The 16,535-nt window shown below is 40.8% G+C and carries 16 protein-coding genes; 7 read left to right on the top strand and 9 right to left on the bottom strand.

The window, feature by feature from the left end:
- Window positions 1-38: 38 nt before the first annotated feature.
- Window positions 39-455: a hypothetical protein gene (locus P20311_RS02335; protein ID WP_008109239.1), complete on the top strand. Its 417-nt coding sequence runs from the start codon at window positions 39-41 to the stop codon at window positions 453-455.
- Between the two features lie 462 nt (window positions 456-917).
- Here the strand turns inward: P20311_RS02335 and P20311_RS02330 are convergent, their stop codons facing one another.
- Complete coding sequence (locus tag P20311_RS02330) at window positions 918-1,316, bottom strand: hypothetical protein (protein ID WP_008109238.1); 399 nt, start codon at window positions 1,314-1,316, stop codon at window positions 918-920.
- Between the two features lie 181 nt (window positions 1,317-1,497).
- Here P20311_RS02330 and P20311_RS02325 point away from each other — a divergent pair, with 181 nt between their 5' ends.
- Both P20311_RS02325 and P20311_RS02320 read left to right on the top strand, forming a co-directional pair.
- A complete protein-coding gene (locus tag P20311_RS02325; RefSeq protein ID WP_008109236.1) occupies window positions 1,498-2,001 on the top strand; it encodes a DUF962 domain-containing protein in 504 nt (167 codons plus the stop codon).
- A gap of 20 nt (window positions 2,002-2,021) precedes the next feature.
- Complete coding sequence (locus P20311_RS02320; RefSeq protein WP_008109234.1) at window positions 2,022-2,813, top strand: SDR family oxidoreductase; 792 nt, start codon at window positions 2,022-2,024, stop codon at window positions 2,811-2,813.
- Window positions 2,814-2,860: 47 nt separating this feature from the next.
- Here P20311_RS02320 and P20311_RS02315 read toward each other — a convergent pair whose 3' ends face one another.
- The 6 genes from P20311_RS02315 to P20311_RS02290 all read right to left on the bottom strand — a co-directional run bounded on the left by P20311_RS02315 (window position 2,861) and on the right by P20311_RS02290 (window position 7,099).
- On the bottom strand, window positions 2,861-3,241 hold the full coding sequence (locus tag P20311_RS02315) for a VOC family protein (RefSeq protein ID WP_008109232.1): 381 nt from the start codon (window positions 3,239-3,241) through the stop codon (window positions 2,861-2,863).
- Window positions 3,242-3,280: 39 nt separating this feature from the next.
- Window positions 3,281-3,688 carry a GFA family protein gene (locus tag P20311_RS02310; RefSeq protein WP_008109230.1) on the bottom strand — a complete coding sequence of 136 codons (408 nt, stop codon included), beginning with the start codon at window positions 3,686-3,688 and terminating at the stop codon, window positions 3,281-3,283.
- A gap of 42 nt (window positions 3,689-3,730) precedes the next feature.
- A complete protein-coding gene (locus P20311_RS02305) occupies window positions 3,731-4,798 on the bottom strand; it encodes an alpha/beta hydrolase (RefSeq protein ID WP_008109227.1) in 1,068 nt (355 codons plus the stop codon).
- 40 nt (window positions 4,799-4,838) lie between these two features.
- Complete coding sequence (locus P20311_RS02300) at window positions 4,839-5,441, bottom strand: hypothetical protein (protein WP_238529421.1); 603 nt, start codon at window positions 5,439-5,441, stop codon at window positions 4,839-4,841.
- Between the two features lie 224 nt (window positions 5,442-5,665).
- Window positions 5,666-5,845, bottom strand: coding sequence for a DUF6435 family protein (locus P20311_RS02295; RefSeq protein ID WP_008109224.1), 180 nt, complete (start codon window positions 5,843-5,845; stop codon window positions 5,666-5,668).
- A gap of 93 nt (window positions 5,846-5,938) precedes the next feature.
- Window positions 5,939-7,099 carry a PQQ-dependent sugar dehydrogenase gene (locus tag P20311_RS02290; RefSeq protein WP_036932621.1) on the bottom strand — a complete coding sequence of 387 codons (1,161 nt, stop codon included), beginning with the start codon at window positions 7,097-7,099 and terminating at the stop codon, window positions 5,939-5,941.
- Window positions 7,100-7,394: 295 nt separating this feature from the next.
- On the opposite strand from P20311_RS02290, the gene P20311_RS02285 reads away from it, so the two are divergent.
- The 3 genes from P20311_RS02285 to P20311_RS02275 all read left to right on the top strand — a co-directional run bounded on the left by P20311_RS02285 (window position 7,395) and on the right by P20311_RS02275 (window position 10,714).
- On the top strand, window positions 7,395-8,438 hold the full coding sequence (locus P20311_RS02285) for a flavin reductase family protein (protein WP_008109220.1): 1,044 nt from the start codon (window positions 7,395-7,397) through the stop codon (window positions 8,436-8,438).
- A complete protein-coding gene (locus P20311_RS02280) occupies window positions 8,435-9,487 on the top strand; it encodes an acyl-CoA desaturase (protein ID WP_008109218.1) in 1,053 nt (350 codons plus the stop codon). The genes P20311_RS02285 and P20311_RS02280 overlap by 4 nt, the downstream gene beginning before the upstream one ends.
- 225 nt (window positions 9,488-9,712) lie before the next feature.
- Window positions 9,713-10,714 (top strand): branched-chain amino acid aminotransferase, encoded by a 1,002-nt coding sequence (locus P20311_RS02275; protein ID WP_304645892.1) that lies wholly within the window; start codon window positions 9,713-9,715, stop codon window positions 10,712-10,714.
- Between the two features lie 375 nt (window positions 10,715-11,089).
- Here the strand turns inward: P20311_RS02275 and P20311_RS02270 are convergent, their stop codons facing one another.
- Together P20311_RS02270 and P20311_RS02265 are read right to left on the bottom strand one after the other, a co-directional pair.
- Complete coding sequence (locus P20311_RS02270) at window positions 11,090-13,645, bottom strand: TonB-dependent siderophore receptor (protein ID WP_008109214.1); 2,556 nt, start codon at window positions 13,643-13,645, stop codon at window positions 11,090-11,092.
- Window positions 13,646-13,837: 192 nt separating this feature from the next.
- Window positions 13,838-14,149: a DUF962 domain-containing protein gene (locus P20311_RS02265; RefSeq protein WP_008109212.1), complete on the bottom strand. Its 312-nt coding sequence runs from the start codon at window positions 14,147-14,149 to the stop codon at window positions 13,838-13,840.
- A 153-nt stretch (window positions 14,150-14,302) separates the two neighbouring features.
- Between P20311_RS02265 and P20311_RS02260 the strand changes: the two genes are divergently transcribed.
- Window positions 14,303-16,459, top strand: a complete 2,157-nt coding sequence (locus P20311_RS02260) for a prolyl oligopeptidase family protein (RefSeq protein ID WP_008109209.1) — start codon at window positions 14,303-14,305, stop codon at window positions 16,457-16,459.
- Window positions 16,460-16,535: the final 76 nt, after the last annotated feature.

The following is a 16,535-nucleotide window of genomic DNA, read 5'->3' as shown; positions in this document are numbered from 1 at the left end:
GCTGTGTTATTACAGTTAAGCAAAATGGATTTCAGCTAATGACATCAATAACCTTTAAAAATCAATATAGTAGTTATAACAGCCCCGTTAACAAAGCGGCAAAAGCGAGTGATGTTGTGCCGACGTCTGCCGCTGCGGCAACAACCAGTGCCGCTGAAAATCAAGCACCCCCCAATTTTATCGCTAAGCCAGCAGACAAAAGCTTTTTAGAAAATGCGCAACAGGCATTAATTTATCAACGTTTAGGTGTTGATAAAGAAAAAATAGCTGAGCTAAAGGCAGCAATAGCAGCGTTGGCAGAAAAACTAGAAGAGCAAGGTGCTGATGTAGACGCCATAAAAGAGCAGATTGCCGAACTACAAAAAATGTTAGAGCAAGAATTCGAAAAAGGCACTCAGCGAATGGCAATGCAACCCACACATGAAAAAGGCAAGCTGGTAACCGCATTAGCTTAGATCGCGGTATGTTGAAAGCTTATTTATTTCTTACTTTAAATAGATTTTAAGTGATTAACGCACAAAGAGGGTGAAGAGGCGCTGCGCTTTTAGAGAAGTGAACTACACCATAACTTTTTGTGGCTTCTCATTTACTCCTCATTCGCTTCTCTGTGTTCAAATAGGGTTTAGTGAATTATGCACAAAGAGGGCGAAGAGACGCTGCGCTTATAGAGGAGTGTACTAGACCATAACTTTTTGTGGCTTCTCATTTACTCTTCATTCGCTTCTCTGTGTTCAAATAGGGTTTAGTGAATTATGCACAAAGAGGGCAAAGAGCCGCTGCGCTTTTAGAGGAGTGATCTAAACAACAACTTTTTATGGCTTCTCATTTAGTCCTCATTCGTTTCTCTGTGTTCAAATAGGGTTTATTGAATTATGCACAAAGAAGGCGAAGAGACGCTGCGCTTTTAGAGGAGTGATCTAAACCATAACTTTCATCTGTAACCAAAATACCAAGCTGGGGCTTATAAAAAGCAACAGCATCCCTACACTCAGTAAGTTACCTTTGAAGAGGTTAAAATCATCAAGAATTTTGTGCCACTTATATTTAAATACATATCTGCCCACAACAATATCTAAACTAAGCATTATTGTTAGCCAAACTAAGCCCACATTTAAACAATCTAAGTACGAAATAGGGTTAATCCATGGCAAAGTGATCCACGCAATGGCATAAATAATCGCAGTGCCGGAAAATAAGCTGAGCGTTTTAGCGCGCTTTAGAGCGTAAAATTTATGTAAGATCCTTACTCTAATATTGCCGTTAACGACCTCACCCAAAGCGAGCAAAAGGCCAACGGCGAGTGCCTTTAAAAACATGCAAACGTCCTCGTGATGATCACGTTAATTATTAACGATGACTTTACCTAATTTATAGCAATAACGCATTAAACTACTACTTACTTAGTTTTATTGATTAACTCTCGTTATCAGTTGTTATTATGTGGCTTTTTTTATAAGGTGAGCTTTGCTTATAAAAAATAACAACAGGAACATCGCCATGAAAACCCTTGAACAACAGCTCGGCCAGTATGGTTTGTACCATCGTTCTAAACGAAATGTATTAACCCATTTTTTTGGTATTCCACTTATTGTGTTTGCCGTTTTATGTTTACTTGCACGAATTGAAATTCCTATTGCCAGTGCTAACATTGATGGTGCGCAAATTTTTGTATTAGCCTCTGTGGTTTACTATTTTATGCTGAGCTTTTCGCTTGGTTTGATAATGGGCATTATTTTTACTTTATTACTGGTAGCTGCACAACCAATAGCCGCTATGGCTTTGGTGCCATGGTTAACAATTGGAGTTGGGGTGTTTGTATTTGGCTGGGTATTACAATTTATTGGTCATTATTTTGAAGGTAAAAAGCCCGCTTTTGTTGATGATTTAGTTGGCTTAATTATTGGCCCTTTGTATGTCACTGTTGAGCTGTTATTTTTAATGGGCTTTTACAAAAACTTAGAACAGCAAGTGAATGAAATAGCAGGTCCAACTAAAGCATAATTAATAATATAAGGTAAACCATGGATTATAATAATAAAACAGTGTGGATCACCGGCGCATCATCAGGTATTGGTGAAGAACTTGCCAAGCAATTTGCAGAGCAAGGTGCAAAGGTCATTTTATCAGCGCGAAATGTGGATAAACTCAACCAAGTAAAAGCCGAATTAAAAGGCGAGGGGCATCGTGTTATCCCCCTTGATTTATCAAAGCCCGAAACCGTACTGCAGGATGTGTCAGCACAAATAGACAGCTTAGGCCCCATTGATATTTTAATAAATAACGGCGGCGTATCACAGCGTAGCTTATTTTTAGAAAACGACTTTAAAGTGTATCGCCAACTTATGGAAGTAAACTATTTTGGCTTAATTGCACTCACTAAAGCGGTATTGCCTTCAATGGTAACGCGTAAAAGCGGTTCAATAGTGGCTATTAGTAGTGTGGCAGGTAAAGTAGGCTCTAAGTTTAGAACTGGTTATTCAGGCAGTAAATACGCTGTAGTGGGCTTTATGGACTGCTTACGCGCCGAAGTAGCAGAGCACAATATACATTGCTTAACTATTTGCCCAGGCTCAATTAAAACGGCGATTGCTCATAACTCATTGAACGAGCAAGGGGAGGCGCAAAACAAACCTGAACCTTCAATAGAAAATGGTATGAACGTAAATGTCGCCGCATCAAAAATGCTCACTGCAATCTATAATAAAAAAGACGAAGTTGTGATAGGCCAAGGGTTGAGTGGCTGGGCACCGTTTATAAAACGGTTTTTCCCAGGGCTATTTAATCGCTTAACCGCTAAGGTGGAATATAAATAACTAAGTACAGTACTTAAACGCCAGCATTGAGCGCTTAGTGCTTAGCTTTATGGCTGTTTTTGTACTTTCCAAGGAGGGTTTAAGCGGTTTTCTCCAGCTTTGTAGAGTTTAATTTTATTTCCTGAGGGGTCTTTTAAAATCGCTTCCTTCCATAGGTACCTTTGCTCTGTGGGTTGCTGTTCGAATACGATCCCTTTTTTGATTAACTGCTGGCACAATTGCTCAAGGTTATCGTTTTCAAAATAAATTACAGAATGATTTTCAAAAAATTCACTTTCTAAAGACAATGAAAATGTAGAGTCACCTTCAGGGCAACTAAAACGTGCATAATGAGGTGTATCAACAATTTGGGTAAAGCCAAGTGTGCGATAAAACTTCACCGCTTCAATCATATTGTTTACCGGCAAGGTGACTTGATTCAGTTGCATTAAAACTCCCACTACAGAAATAGATAAATTTATATGGATTTACTTACGCCCTGGCTCATGTCGCTCATAGCGAGGAAGCTGGGCATCTAAATCCTCCCAATTTGCCTTTGAGGTGATGAAATTATGCGATATGGGGCGCTCTGTTATATCGCAGGTCAAAGCGCCTAACCGAAGGCGATACCTTTGAGGTGATTGAGCGTTAGCACTATATATTGGTGCGCCGCAGGTTTTACAAAAGTACTTACGTTTACCTTCACTACTTTGGTAAAAAGTAAGTGTGCCATTTTTGTCAGTTAATGTCAGATCGCTCGCATTAATATATCCATTAGTAGCAAAAGTACTGCCACTGGCCTTACGACAAAGCGAGCAGTGACAATGGATAATATCAGTAACAGCACAATTAATTGAAAAGTTGATTGAGCCACATAAACAACTACCTGTGTACATCTGTATTCCTCGGTATAATCTTAAATTATTATAACTTTTGTATTATATTGCACGCTTGCCAGTACACTGAGACACGTTTTTAGCTTGAGCACATAGTTTATTAAAAATGCGCTCACCGGCACTTTCATAATCATTAGCACTTAAATATTCAGCAATTTCAAACAAGGCATCAAGCCCTTCGGGAGTTTGATTAATAGTAAAAGTAATATGCTTACGCAATTGCTCAATCGCGTTGTCATCTTTTGATATTGCATAATGTGCGGTGAGTCTTTGCAATGTTTCGTTGGGTACATTGACTGTAAAGCCATACTTTTTAGATAATTGAGTGTAGTGCTTTTTTAGGCTGTCCAATCCGGCAATTTTTACCTCATAGCTTGGCTGCCAATTGGTAAATGTAGACTGCAGCGCAAACTGCATTGAAGGGTGCTTTGTTGTTCTATGGGTTTGCTCGGGGAACTTTTTAAATACAAATTTCTCTTTAGCTAGACCACTCAGTTTTTGCGTTAAATTACTAAAAGGCTGTTGCATATGCTCACCTTCATTTGCAATTGTTATTGCTAGCGGTGCTTTACTTTTTAAAGACTCAATGTCTGATTGAGAGATCATATCGACAATATAGCCATCATCAACAGAGGGGCTAAAAGCAAAATAGCTTGAAAAAGCAGCGGGATTATTTAACCAATAATCCAAGACAAAACGTCCTGAGTTCGAATGTCCAGACAAAATGCTATACGGTGCTATTCGATAATTAGCATTGACGTAGGTGACGACTTCTTGCGAAATAAACTCAGCAAATGGTGTTACCTTACCCTTATTAGGGCTCAGCTCTTTTCCGCTACTTTGTACACCTATAACTATAAAATTTGGGATCTGATCTGCTAACAAATCAAGCGTTGCTAAGGTCGAAAGCATATCCCATTGAGCGTGCAATACGTATAACACAGGGTAGGTAGCGCTATTCTCATAATATTGATTTGGAAGCTTAATTAATAAGTTTCTGTCTTCTCCTAGTGAGTCTGACTTTAACGTAATTTGTTTCGCTAAGATTAAATCAGATGCAGATGAAAATAGTGAACATAGTAATAAAAAACTAAATAACAAAACCTTCATTGGTCACTCTCCTTGTTGATAATAATTTATTAATGGGTCTTTACGACCGACTTATTGATTTATTGAAGATCACGATAGAGAATATAACTTCTGTTATGCTGCCAACAAAAGCACCAATGACGAAGTTAGCATTTAATAAGATACAAACTACTCCCGCTAGCATAAGCACAGCACCTAAAAGCCAATAAACTTTTGCGCCATATAAAGTATTAAAAATTAAATAACGCACACCTACTGCCAACAGCATTATTGGATAAAACCATTGTAGATGCAGCTTAGAAACATAGAAGGCGATGAAAAAACCAACAAATAAAATAACGGTACTTTCTAAAGCAAGTTTGCCTAATGGGTTGGTTGAGTCATGTTGTCCAGGGCGCTTAAGTACTTTTGATAGCAACATAGCCAGTGGGTGTATAAACATACCTCCAATAAACAGGGTAAGCATACTTGCTTGAGTTGAATACAGTACTGCAATTAAACCTGCTAAACACCAAATTAATCCAGAAATAACAACACCTGTTGCGCCACCAAAATAGGCGAAATCCATATCTTTTTGCGCTTGCTTAAATTCCATAAACATCCCATGAGCTAAAAATGAATATCCCTCAAGCAGAGGAAAATAACTATTGGTTAATAATTCCACTAATTAACTTTGATGTAAACAACTGATTATGCGAGAAATAAAATGGCTTTTAACTATACATTAATAGGACTGTAATAACGTGATGGGAGAAATGCAAATTAAACCTTAAGAATTGTATTTAATTTTCCAAGTTGGGTAAATGTTTATAGAAGTTATTTAGTCGGGGAAATACAACCCCCGCACTGTTAATGCGGGGGTAGGTTCAAACTTATTTGGTGAAATGTTTACTTAGTTTTTTTGGCTTCGAGTGTTTCTATTTCACTCCAGATTTTTTCAGCCTCGTCAGTTAACATCGCATAGCTTTTAATATCGCCTTTTCTTTGAGCTTGCATGCCTTGCTCTAATTTTGCGTCGTATTCTTTACGTAATTTTTTGATTGGATCTGGCTTTAAAAATGAAAACATCAACACCCTCGTTGTTTATTAGCTAATTACAGTAACAGTACGCAGTTAAGCTGCAAAAAGTTTGCTGTTACTGTAATTAGGTGTGTTAAATGGCTACTTAGGATCTAGGCGAACAATGCCTTGGCCATCTAAGCCTAAATAAATAGTACCGTCAGGGCCTTGAGCTAAGCTGCGAATGCGGCCAACGCCTTCAAGTAGTTTATGTTGCTTAACCACCTTGCTGTCGGCTAATTCAAGCACGCTAACAAAGGCGTACTTCATTGAAGCAAGTAGCATTTTTCCTTTCAGCTCAGGGTATTTATTACCTTTAACCATGAGCATATCAGAGGGGGCAATAGAGGGAGTCCATTGCGAAACTGGCGCTTGCATGCCCGGTTTATCGGTTAAATCAGTAAATGAGGTACCGCTGTAGTTAATACCGTAACTCACCACTGGCCAGCCATAATTGGTGTTAGGCTTAATTATATTAAGCTCATCGCCACCGCGTGGACCGTGTTCGTGCGACCATAGGGTGGTTGTTTGTTGATCAAACCACATACCTTGTGGATTACGATGGCCATATGACCAAACGGCGGGTTTTGCATTTTTTTGCGCAACAAACGGGTTATCGGTAGGAATTTTACCGTCCTCGTGTAAGCGATAAATTTTACCACTATCACGGCTTAAGTCTTGTGGGTTAACATCGCGCGAGCCACGATCGCCAATCGAAAAATACACATAGTTTTGGTTATCAAATACAATCCGGCTGCCGTAGTGCTGGCCTTTTTTAGAATTATGTTCCCCTTTGTATAATTGTTGTGGCTCAAGCAGTTGGCTGTGATCGTTACTTAGCTTTGCACGCATAAGTGCGGTGTTGCTGCCTTCACCATCACCTTCACTACTTGAGTAGGTAAGGTATAACCACTGGTTGTTTGCAAAGTCAGGGTGCAATGCTAAATCGAGCAGGCCACCTTGGCCGTTGTCATCAATTTTGGGTAATCCTGTAACCTTTATTAGTGCTTCACTATCTTTACGCAGTAAATACAAGGTGCCACTGCGCTCAGTAATTAATAAGTCGCCATTAGGTAGTGGTTGAATTGCCCAAGGAACAGCGATCCCTTTAGCAATTGTCATGGGTTTTATATTCAGGTTTAAAGAGTCTAGTTCTTTAAAATCAACAGCATGAGCATTAAGGCTGCCCAGTGCACCAAGCAATAAACTTGTTGTTACCGTTGTGATTAGTGCGCGTTTTTTTAGTGTTTTAAGTTTGTTCATAATGGCTTCCAAAATTAACAATTCCAACCAGCCTAGCATGCTATTAATCATAATGTTAAATATTTAAGTTGAATGAAAAACAACCGTCACTCAAGGGGGTATTGCTTGCTTGTTAAATACCTGCCAGTAAAAAATTCGAATAATTACTCTATTAGGCTTGAAATTTAAAAATGTCAGCGTACACTTGTGCGCTGAAAGTTGAGCTTACACGTGTAGGCTCAAATAATTAACCTAATTGATGCGTGTTACTTAACGCGCTCATTGGGATATAGATTTAAATAGAGAAACAATCACTATGTTTATTAAGGCGTTAAACCAATTTACAAAATTGTTTTTACATCATCAAAGCTTTGCCGCTTACATAGAGCCAATTATGCAGGTGTTTAAACCAGCATGGCGCGCAGGATTTTTCAGCGCAAAAGTTATAGCGGTAAGCCCTTGTAGCCACGATTTTTTGAGTGTTACCTTAAAACCAAGTAAACAGTGGCGCTCGCATATTGCTGGCCAGCATATTAGTTTAACGGTTGAAGTTAATGGACGATTATTAACCCGAGTGTTTACCCTTGCCAGTAGTCCTGACTATTTTAAAGCGACAGGGTTAGTGCGCTTACTGATAAAAACCAGTTCACTAGGGCAGTTTACCGGCCAGTTACAACAGGCATTAAGTTTGCAGCCGTGGTGTAATATATCGCCAGCTCGTGGCGACTTTGTATTTAAAAGTTGGCACAAGCCTAGCGTTTTTGTAGCGGGTGGCTCTGGCATTACCCCAATGCTTGCCATGCTTGAGCAACAACTTGGCAATACAAATAGCCCGATGCAATTATTGTACTTTGCTAAGGCGGATGCACACCAGTGTACAAATGAACTTACGGCACTGGCAAAGCGCTTTGCGCATTTTAGTTTTTCATTACTCACACGCGATGCACTAACACCATTAACACAGCACATAAACCTTGATGCGCAGCCAGATATTTATTGCTGCGGCCCTAGTGGTTTTATGCAGCAAATTGCAGATTTTGCTAAGCAGCATAAGCTTGGCTACTTTCAAGAATCCTTTGGCCTAGCCTTGCCCAACTTGACTGACGATAGCCAGTTTTCAGTGAAAATAAACAAAGACACGCACGTAGTGACTAGTAATGACGTGTTACTAAGCCAATTTGAAGCAAAAAAACTCCCTGTGCAGCGAGGCTGCGGCATTGGTATTTGTCATCAATGTCAGTGCATTAAAAAGTCTGGAGTGGTGCGTAATTTAAAAACTAATCAATTATCAGATACTGGCGAGCAGTTAATTCAACTGTGTGTGAGCCAAGCCGTTAGCGATTTGGAGTTACAGCTATGACAACCATTAATTATCAACAGTTAGCCGATGATTTAGATGAAATTAAAATGTCTACATTAGCTACAGTTGGGCAAAAGGATGCAAACTATATTCGTTCTATTGTGCGTAAACAGCGGTTTTGCGAAATAGGCGGACGGATTTTATTGATGCTTGGTTTTGTGCAGCCATTATTGTGGGTAGCGGGTGTATTGTTACTTGGTTTGGCTAAAATTCTCGACAACATGGAAATTGGCCACAACGTAATGCATGGTCAATACGATTGGATGAACGACAAACAGCTTAACTCTAAAACTTACGAGTGGGATATAGCCTGCGACGGCCAAAGCTGGAACCGCGTTCATAACTTTGAACACCATACTTACACTAACATTATCGGAAAAGATCGTGACTTTGGTTATGGCTTATTAAGATTGAGCAATGACTTTAAATGGCGGCTAAAAAATACATGGCAGTTTATTACCTATTTAAATCTGAGCGTGCTGTTTCAGTGGGGCGTGTCGTATCACGAGCTCGCAGGCGAGCGAGTCTTTATAGGTAAAAAGAAACCAAACCGTGAAGGTGCTGTGGCGCATAGCACCTTAAAAAAGCGCTTTTTTAGTAAAGGTGCACGCCAACTAATTAAAGACTATGTGTTATTTCCAGTTTTGGCGGGGCCACTATTTTTGTGGGTATTAAGTGGTAATTTGCTGGCAAACTTAATTCGTAACCTATGGACCTCAACCATTATCTTTTGTGGCCATTTTACTGAGCAAACCCATACCTTTTATGAGCAAGACTGCAAAAACGAAAGCCAAGGGCAGTGGTATTATCGCCAAGCGCTGGGTTCGTCAAACATTAAAGGGGCGCGTTGGTTTCATATTTTAACTGGGCATTTAAGCTTTCAAATAGAGCATCATTTATTTCCTGATATGCCGTCGTCGCGTTATCAAGAAATTGCGCCTAAAGTGCAAGCTGCATTACAAAAGCAGGGGATTGCTTATAATACTGGCGGATTTTTTCAGCAATACACCTCAGTGTTAAAGCGTATATTGCGTTATTCATTTAAATAGAGGTTAATAAAATAGCTGCTACTATAATGTATGCATTAAATAATCAGCTAATCTTAAAATGTTAGCTGATTATTGCATTAAAGAGTTAGCAAGCGCTTTTTTGATTAAACAATCATCAGTACATGCAAAAAATTCTTCTAATTAATTTAAAAACAGCTCGTTTTGCTATGGTTAAATAGTAGCTGGTTGTCATACAATGGAGAAAAATAGACCACACAAGAGAGAATAAAAATGGCAGCATTTGGTACTGTGTTTATGCCGCAGATGATTCAAGCTAAGTTTTCTGACAACCAGTGGGGCGAAAGCTCAATTGTTCCTTGCGATAAGCTTGAGTTACATGCAGGTGCACACGTTCTTCATTATTCAAGTACATGTTTTGAAGGGTTAAAAGCCTTTCGCCACGAAGATGGCTCGGTTAATATTTTTAGAATGGACGCTAATATTGCGCGTATGCAGCAAAGTTCTGAATTGTTGAGTTTACCTGCTGTTGATGGCGAGATGCTAAAAACAATGATCATCGATATTGTACGTGAATACGCCGATGAAACGCCGCTTCCTCCAGGTTCTATGTATATTCGCCCAACCCACATTGGTACGGAAGCTGCCATTGGTAAAGCGGCTGCACCGTCAATGAGTTCATTGCTTTACACGCTATTATCGCCAGTGGGTGATTATTTTTCAGGTGGCGCAACTGCGTTACGAATCTTACTTGAAGAAGATGGTATGCGCTGTGCACCGCACATGGGCATGATCAAAAGTGGTGGTAACTATGCCAGCGCGCTTGGCCCAATTTCAGCAGCACGCACTAAATATAAAGCCGACCAAATTTTATTTTGCCCAGGCGGTGATGTGCAAGAAACCGGCGCGGCAAACTTTATTTTAATTGATGGCAACGAAATCATTACTAAAGCACTTGATAGCACATTTTTACACGGTGTAACTCGTAATAGCATTTTAACTATTGCTAAAGATTTAGGTATGACGGTTAGCGAGCGCAACTTTACTGTCACTGAGCTTTTAGAGCGCGCAGCAAAACCAGGTACTGAGGCAGCACTTTCAGGCACTGCGGCAGTATTAACCCCAGTAGGGACGTTTATCCATAACGATAAAGAATACAAAGTGGGTAACGGTGAACCAGGGCCAACTACGGCACGTTTGCGCCAAGCATTGAACGATATTCAATGGGGTAAAAGCGAAGATAAACACGGTTGGTTAACTAAAATCTAATCGGGTTCTAGGGTCTGTTGACCTTTGCGGATTAAAATTTGTTCAAACTAGGGGCGGTTTAATCGCGGCGCGAGGTTTGTAACCTAGTGGGCTAAGTAAAAACCGAGCAAAGCTTCCGCGTCCTGCTCACGCCCCTTACCTACATCCATGTAGGCAACAAAGAGTAAATCGTCCCTAGGCAGAACCCTTCGGGCAGCGCCTGTTTGGCATTGATGCTGCGTTATCGCCTATTTATGGGGAATAACCACACCACATAGGCTCTGCCTTGCCTAAATACCAAACAGACTGCTGCAAATTTAACCTTGAAAGATCAACAGACCCTAATCTATTAAAAAGCCACACTATTTAGTGTGGCTTTTTGGTTTAAGCTACAGCTTAAAACTTCATTTCAATTTTGCCGTATACATAACGGCCATTAAAACCAAATGGTGAAAAGCCCGAGTACGAGAACAAGCGAGAGAAAGTGGTTACATCGCTCACCAGCTCACGAGTTGGATCTGGGTATACATCAAACACATTATTAGCGCCTAAGCTCAGAGTAAGATTATTATTGAGTGCATAGGCAACATCTAAATCGGTGATCCATTTAGGTTCTAACACTTCGTTACGCTCTGGGTTTTCAGATGGGTCTTGTGTTTCACCGTAGCGAGTACTACGTAGTGTGGTGCGCCATTCGTTAAGTGTCCATGTTGCGCTAAGGTTGTATTTATTGCGCGGCGTGCTTACTTCAAAACGACGTAGCTCGTTACCCGAGAACAAATTATCTTGCTCAACCCCAACACTTTGTAATTGTGCTGGTGGGTCAATAATATCGGTGACTTGGTTTTTACCGTAGTTGTAACCTAAGTTAAATGCTACATCACCGAAGTTGTCGGTGATTAAATTATAAGAAGCCACTACGTCAACGCCACGGGTTTTGCTATCAATCGCGTTTAAGAAAAATCGACCTTGGTTAGCGCCTGTGCCCTCAAGTAAGCTTGCAACGCCTGCGCCCGATAAGTTATTTGATAACACAATACGGTCATCAATTAATATTTGGTAGTAATCAACAGATAAGCTGAAGTTGAAGTCGGTTGACCACGTAAAGCCAACACCGTAGTTAGTAGCTTCTTCTGCATCTAAACCCGGTGAACCTAATGCAACGGCAACATCGCTGCTTGGCGCAAAGGTACCTGTTTGTGTTGGTTCGCCATCTACAAATACAGTCGCTACCGAGGTAAAGTATTGCTGTTGCAGAGAGGGCGCTCTAAAGCCGGTTGATACAGAGCCGCGTAGTGCTAAGTCTTCTGTAAGTGTATAGCGGGTGGCAATTTTACCATTAAGCGTGTCGCCAAAATCAGAGTAGTCTTCGTAACGCGCGGCGATGGCAACATTCCAGTTATCTGTAATAAAGGCTTCTAAGTCAACGTAAAGGCTAACATTGTGGCGGCTGTTGTCACCCGCAGATTCAGGTGTGAACCCCGGGAACACTTGTGAACCTGCAGAGCCGAATGGGCCATTAACCGGATCGGTCACGGCACCACCTGGGCCAAAATTACCACGCGCATAAGAGGCTTCTTCACCCGCTTGAATTTCGTAGCCTTCGCGGCGATACTCAGCGCCCACTGCCACGTTAATTCCGCTGGCTAAAAAGTCAGCATCAATCTCACGGCTAAAATCAAGATTAATAGTCAGCTGATCATAAGTAAGCGTGCCTGCATCAAAACTAGTTTGGCTACTTGGCCCATATGAAGTGTTTAAGCTATTAATAACACCAAAGTTAAAGGCATCTTGGCCGTATACCGCAGAGGCATCGTAGTTCCATTCATTAGCAAAGCCTTTCACACCTAAAGCCAGTGAAAAGTCATCAATGTCTGAGGTGATCACCGGCAAAAAGCCATCAGGGTATATTTGTGTAACGTTACGGCTGTCTTGGGCGCGACGATAAAAACCACCGCCTTCCCCTTCACGCTTGCTGTAAGAGCCAAACGAGTAGAGCTCAGCATCGTTATTTAGCTGATAACCTGCGTTGTAAAACAACGCAAAGTCTTCAACAGTGCCGTTACCAAAGTTGTGGTTGTAACGATCCCATGTGAATTCGCGTGGGTCGAGAGAGCCATCAGGTAAACGAGGATAGTTTTCGCGTTGGTCGTAATCAGAGCGGTTGGTTGAGCTGCGATCGCGATATTCACTAGAAATACTCAAAAAGCCGTTATCGCCTAATTCAAACCCCATATTACCTTGCAGAGTTAAAGTTTGGCCGTCGGTAAGCGAGCGGTCGCCGCCCTCAGTAAAAGCTAAGTCACCATTGGCGTCCTCAGAAACCGATTGTAACTGCGCGACACCGTCCATATCGGTAATATTTGCACCATAAACGGCACCCAAACTACCGCCACTGCTATTGCTTTTAAGGACGATATTAATCACCCCAGCAATAGCGTCTGAGCCATATTGAGCTGCGGCGCCGTCGCGTAATACTTCAATGCGTTCAATCGCGTTTGCAGGTATGGCGTTTAAATCAACCGATGACGAACCACGACCCGTTGAGCCGTTTAAATTAAGTAGCGCGTTACTGTGGCGACGTTTACCATTTACGAGCACTAAGGTGTGATCAGGAGCTAAGCCACGCAGTTGAGCTGGGCGCACATGGTCGCTGCCATCGGTAATTGATGGCTGTGGGAAATTAAAACTTGGTAATAACGTACTTAACAGCGCATTAGTTTCTGTTTGTCCTGAACTTTTTAAGGCGTCGCCACTAATAATATCTATGGGAACAGGGCTATCTTCGACCGTGCGACCTAGTCGGCGAGAGCCAATCACACTAATTTGTTCAATGTTTTCTTGCGCCTGAGTCTCTTGCTCAGCGGCGTTAACCGTCCATGAGCCAACAAGTGCAGCTGCTATTGTTAAAGAGATGGTTTTTTTTGCTGTAAATAGTGGTGTAAGTTGCATGACTAATTTCCCTCATTCGATGCTCTACAGGTGGTTTCAATTTAATCTTTTTAAATTAATGAACTAATTGAAATTACTGTTGTCAAGGTAGACCATTTCTACAATCGAGGTCAATTGAATTACATTCAATCTACAATTTATTTACAGCGAGTAAGCAGAGGCGTTTATTATAGCGATAGCGTAAGTAGCCATTTACCATTTGATTTTGCCAATCAGCATATCTTTAAACATGACCCAATCGCCCCATAAACTGTAAAACGGGTGCTTAAATGTGGCAGGGCGGTTTTTTTCAAAAAAGAAATGCCCAACCCATGCAAAGCCATAACCAATCAGCGGTAATAACCATAACAATACGAATTGTGAGCTAATAAACGCATAACCGATCAAGAGCAACACTAAACTACTGCCAATAAAATGCAGCCTGCGACAAGTTTTATTACGATGCTCTTTTAGATAGTAAGGGTAAAAGCGTTTAAAGCTGGTAAAAGATTCAGTTTCTGTCATTACTCAACCTGTTAGTGTTTAAAAGTTGTTCATCTATTTAAGCGCAACTAGGTGCAGGTTAACAGCGATAAATGACGTTTAACGCAAGTTGATAGACAAAAGCGGTAAAAGTTAATAGTTTAGACTGACTATAAATAAAATAACGGTAAAGCAATGCTTAAAAAAACACTGACATGTGCGGTTGTAATCGCACTTGCGGGTTGTTCACAACCTGCAGAAAACATCACTCAAAATGAAGTAAAAACAGCAATGAAAGCAGTAAATTCTTTAGATTACCCTGAAACTAAAAAAGGCGCTGTGGTTGACACTTACTTTGGTGAAACCGTGGCTGATCCGTATCGCTGGTTAGAAGATGATATGAGTGAAGAAACGGCTCAGTGGGTTAAAACACAAAACAAGCTTACCTTTTCGTATTTAGAGCAAGTGCCTTACAGAGACACACTTAAACAGCGCCTTGAAAAACTAATGAACTACGAAAAAATCAGCGCGCCGTTTACTGAAGGTGATTACACTTATTTTTATAAAAATGATGGCCTGCAAAACCAGTACGTTTTATACCGCAGCAAAGACGGCGGTGAAGCTGAAGTGTTCTTAGATCCTAATACTTTTAGTGAAGATGGCACCACTTCAATGTCGGGTTTATCATTTTCAGAAGATGGTTCATTGTTAGCGTACCAAATTTCAGAAGGTGGTAGTGATTGGCGTAAAATCATTGTTATAGATACCGAAACCAAAGAGCAGGTAGAACAAGCACTAGTTGATGTTAAATTTAGTGGCGTTAGCTGGCTAGCAAATGACGGTTTTTACTATTCAAGCTACGATAAGCCAGAGGGCAGTGAGCTTTCTGCAAAAACTGACCAACATAAAGTGTATTACCATAAGTTAGGTCAAGATCAAGGCGAAGATACTTTAGTATTTGGCGATACAGCAGAACAAAAACACCGCTATGTGGGCGCTAAAGCAACCAAAGATGGTCGTTACTTGTTTATTAGTGCCAGCGTATCGACCTCAGGTAATAAGTTATTTATTAAAGATTTAACTAAGCCAGATAGCGAATTTGTTACTGTAGTGGGTAATACAGACTCTGATACCAGCGTGATTGACAACGAAGGCAGCAAGCTATTTTTAGTTACTAACTTAAATGCACCAAATAAAAAAGTAGTGACGGTTGATGCAAGCAATCCACAGCCAGAAAACTGGCAAGATTTTATCCCAGAAACTGAAAACGTACTTAATGTAACGCTTGGCGGAAATACGTTTTTTGCCAACTACATGGTTGATGCTATTTCTAAAGTGAAACAGTACAACAAACAAGGTGAGTTGATCCGCGATATTAGTTTACCAGGTGTTGGTACGGCGGGTGGTTTTGGCGGTAAAAAAGAGCAAACTACGCTTTATTATTCATTTACTAACTATAAAACCCCAGGCACAACTTACAGCTTTGACGTGCAAAGCGGTGAGTCAAAAGTATACCGTAAATCGGGGATTGATTTTAATAGCGATAACTATACCTCTGAGCAAGTATTTTATACCTCTAAAGATGGCACTAAAGTACCGATGATTATCACTTATAAAAGTGATATTAAATTAGATGGCAGCAACCCAACTATTTTATATGGCTATGGTGGCTTTAATATAAGCTTAACACCTCGCTTTAGCTCTACAACAGCGGCTTGGCTTGAGCAAGGCGGCGTATACGCAGTGGCTAATATTCGTGGTGGTGGTGAATACGGTAAAGAGTGGCATAAAGCAGGTACACAATTGCAAAAGCAAAACGTATTTGACGACTTTATTGCTGCAGCTGAATACTTACAAGATAAAAAATACACCTCTAAAAAGCGCTTAGCACTGCGTGGTGGTTCAAACGGTGGGTTATTGGTGGGTGCTGTAATGACCCAGCGACCTGACTTGTTTCAAGTTGCGTTACCTGCGGTAGGCGTATTGGATATGCTTCGTTATCATACATTTACAGCGGGCGCTGGTTGGGCATACGATTACGGAACTAGCGATCAAAGTAAAGAAATGTTTGATTACTTAAAAGGCTACTCGCCAATTCATAACGTAAAAGCAGGGGTTGAATATCCGGCGACTATGATCACTACGGGCGATCATGATGACCGCGTTGTACCGTCGCATTCATTTAAATTTGCAGCTGAACTTCAAGCGAATCAAGCGGGTACTAACCCAACGCTTATCCGTATTGAAACCAATGCAGGCCATGGTGCCGGCACACCAACCAGTAAAATTATTGACCTTTATGCCGACATGTACGGTTTTACGCTTTACAACATGGGCATTAAATCACTGTAGTGTGATTTTATAAACTAACGAAAAGCCGAGTTACGTAAGTGACTCGGCTTTTTTATGTTGACTAACCTGAGTTCAG

This window comes from Pseudoalteromonas sp. BSi20311, from assembly GCF_000239875.1.
Classification (GTDB): Bacteria; Pseudomonadota; Gammaproteobacteria; order Enterobacterales; family Alteromonadaceae; genus Pseudoalteromonas.
This window is presented reverse-complemented; position numbering and strand designations above follow the sequence as displayed.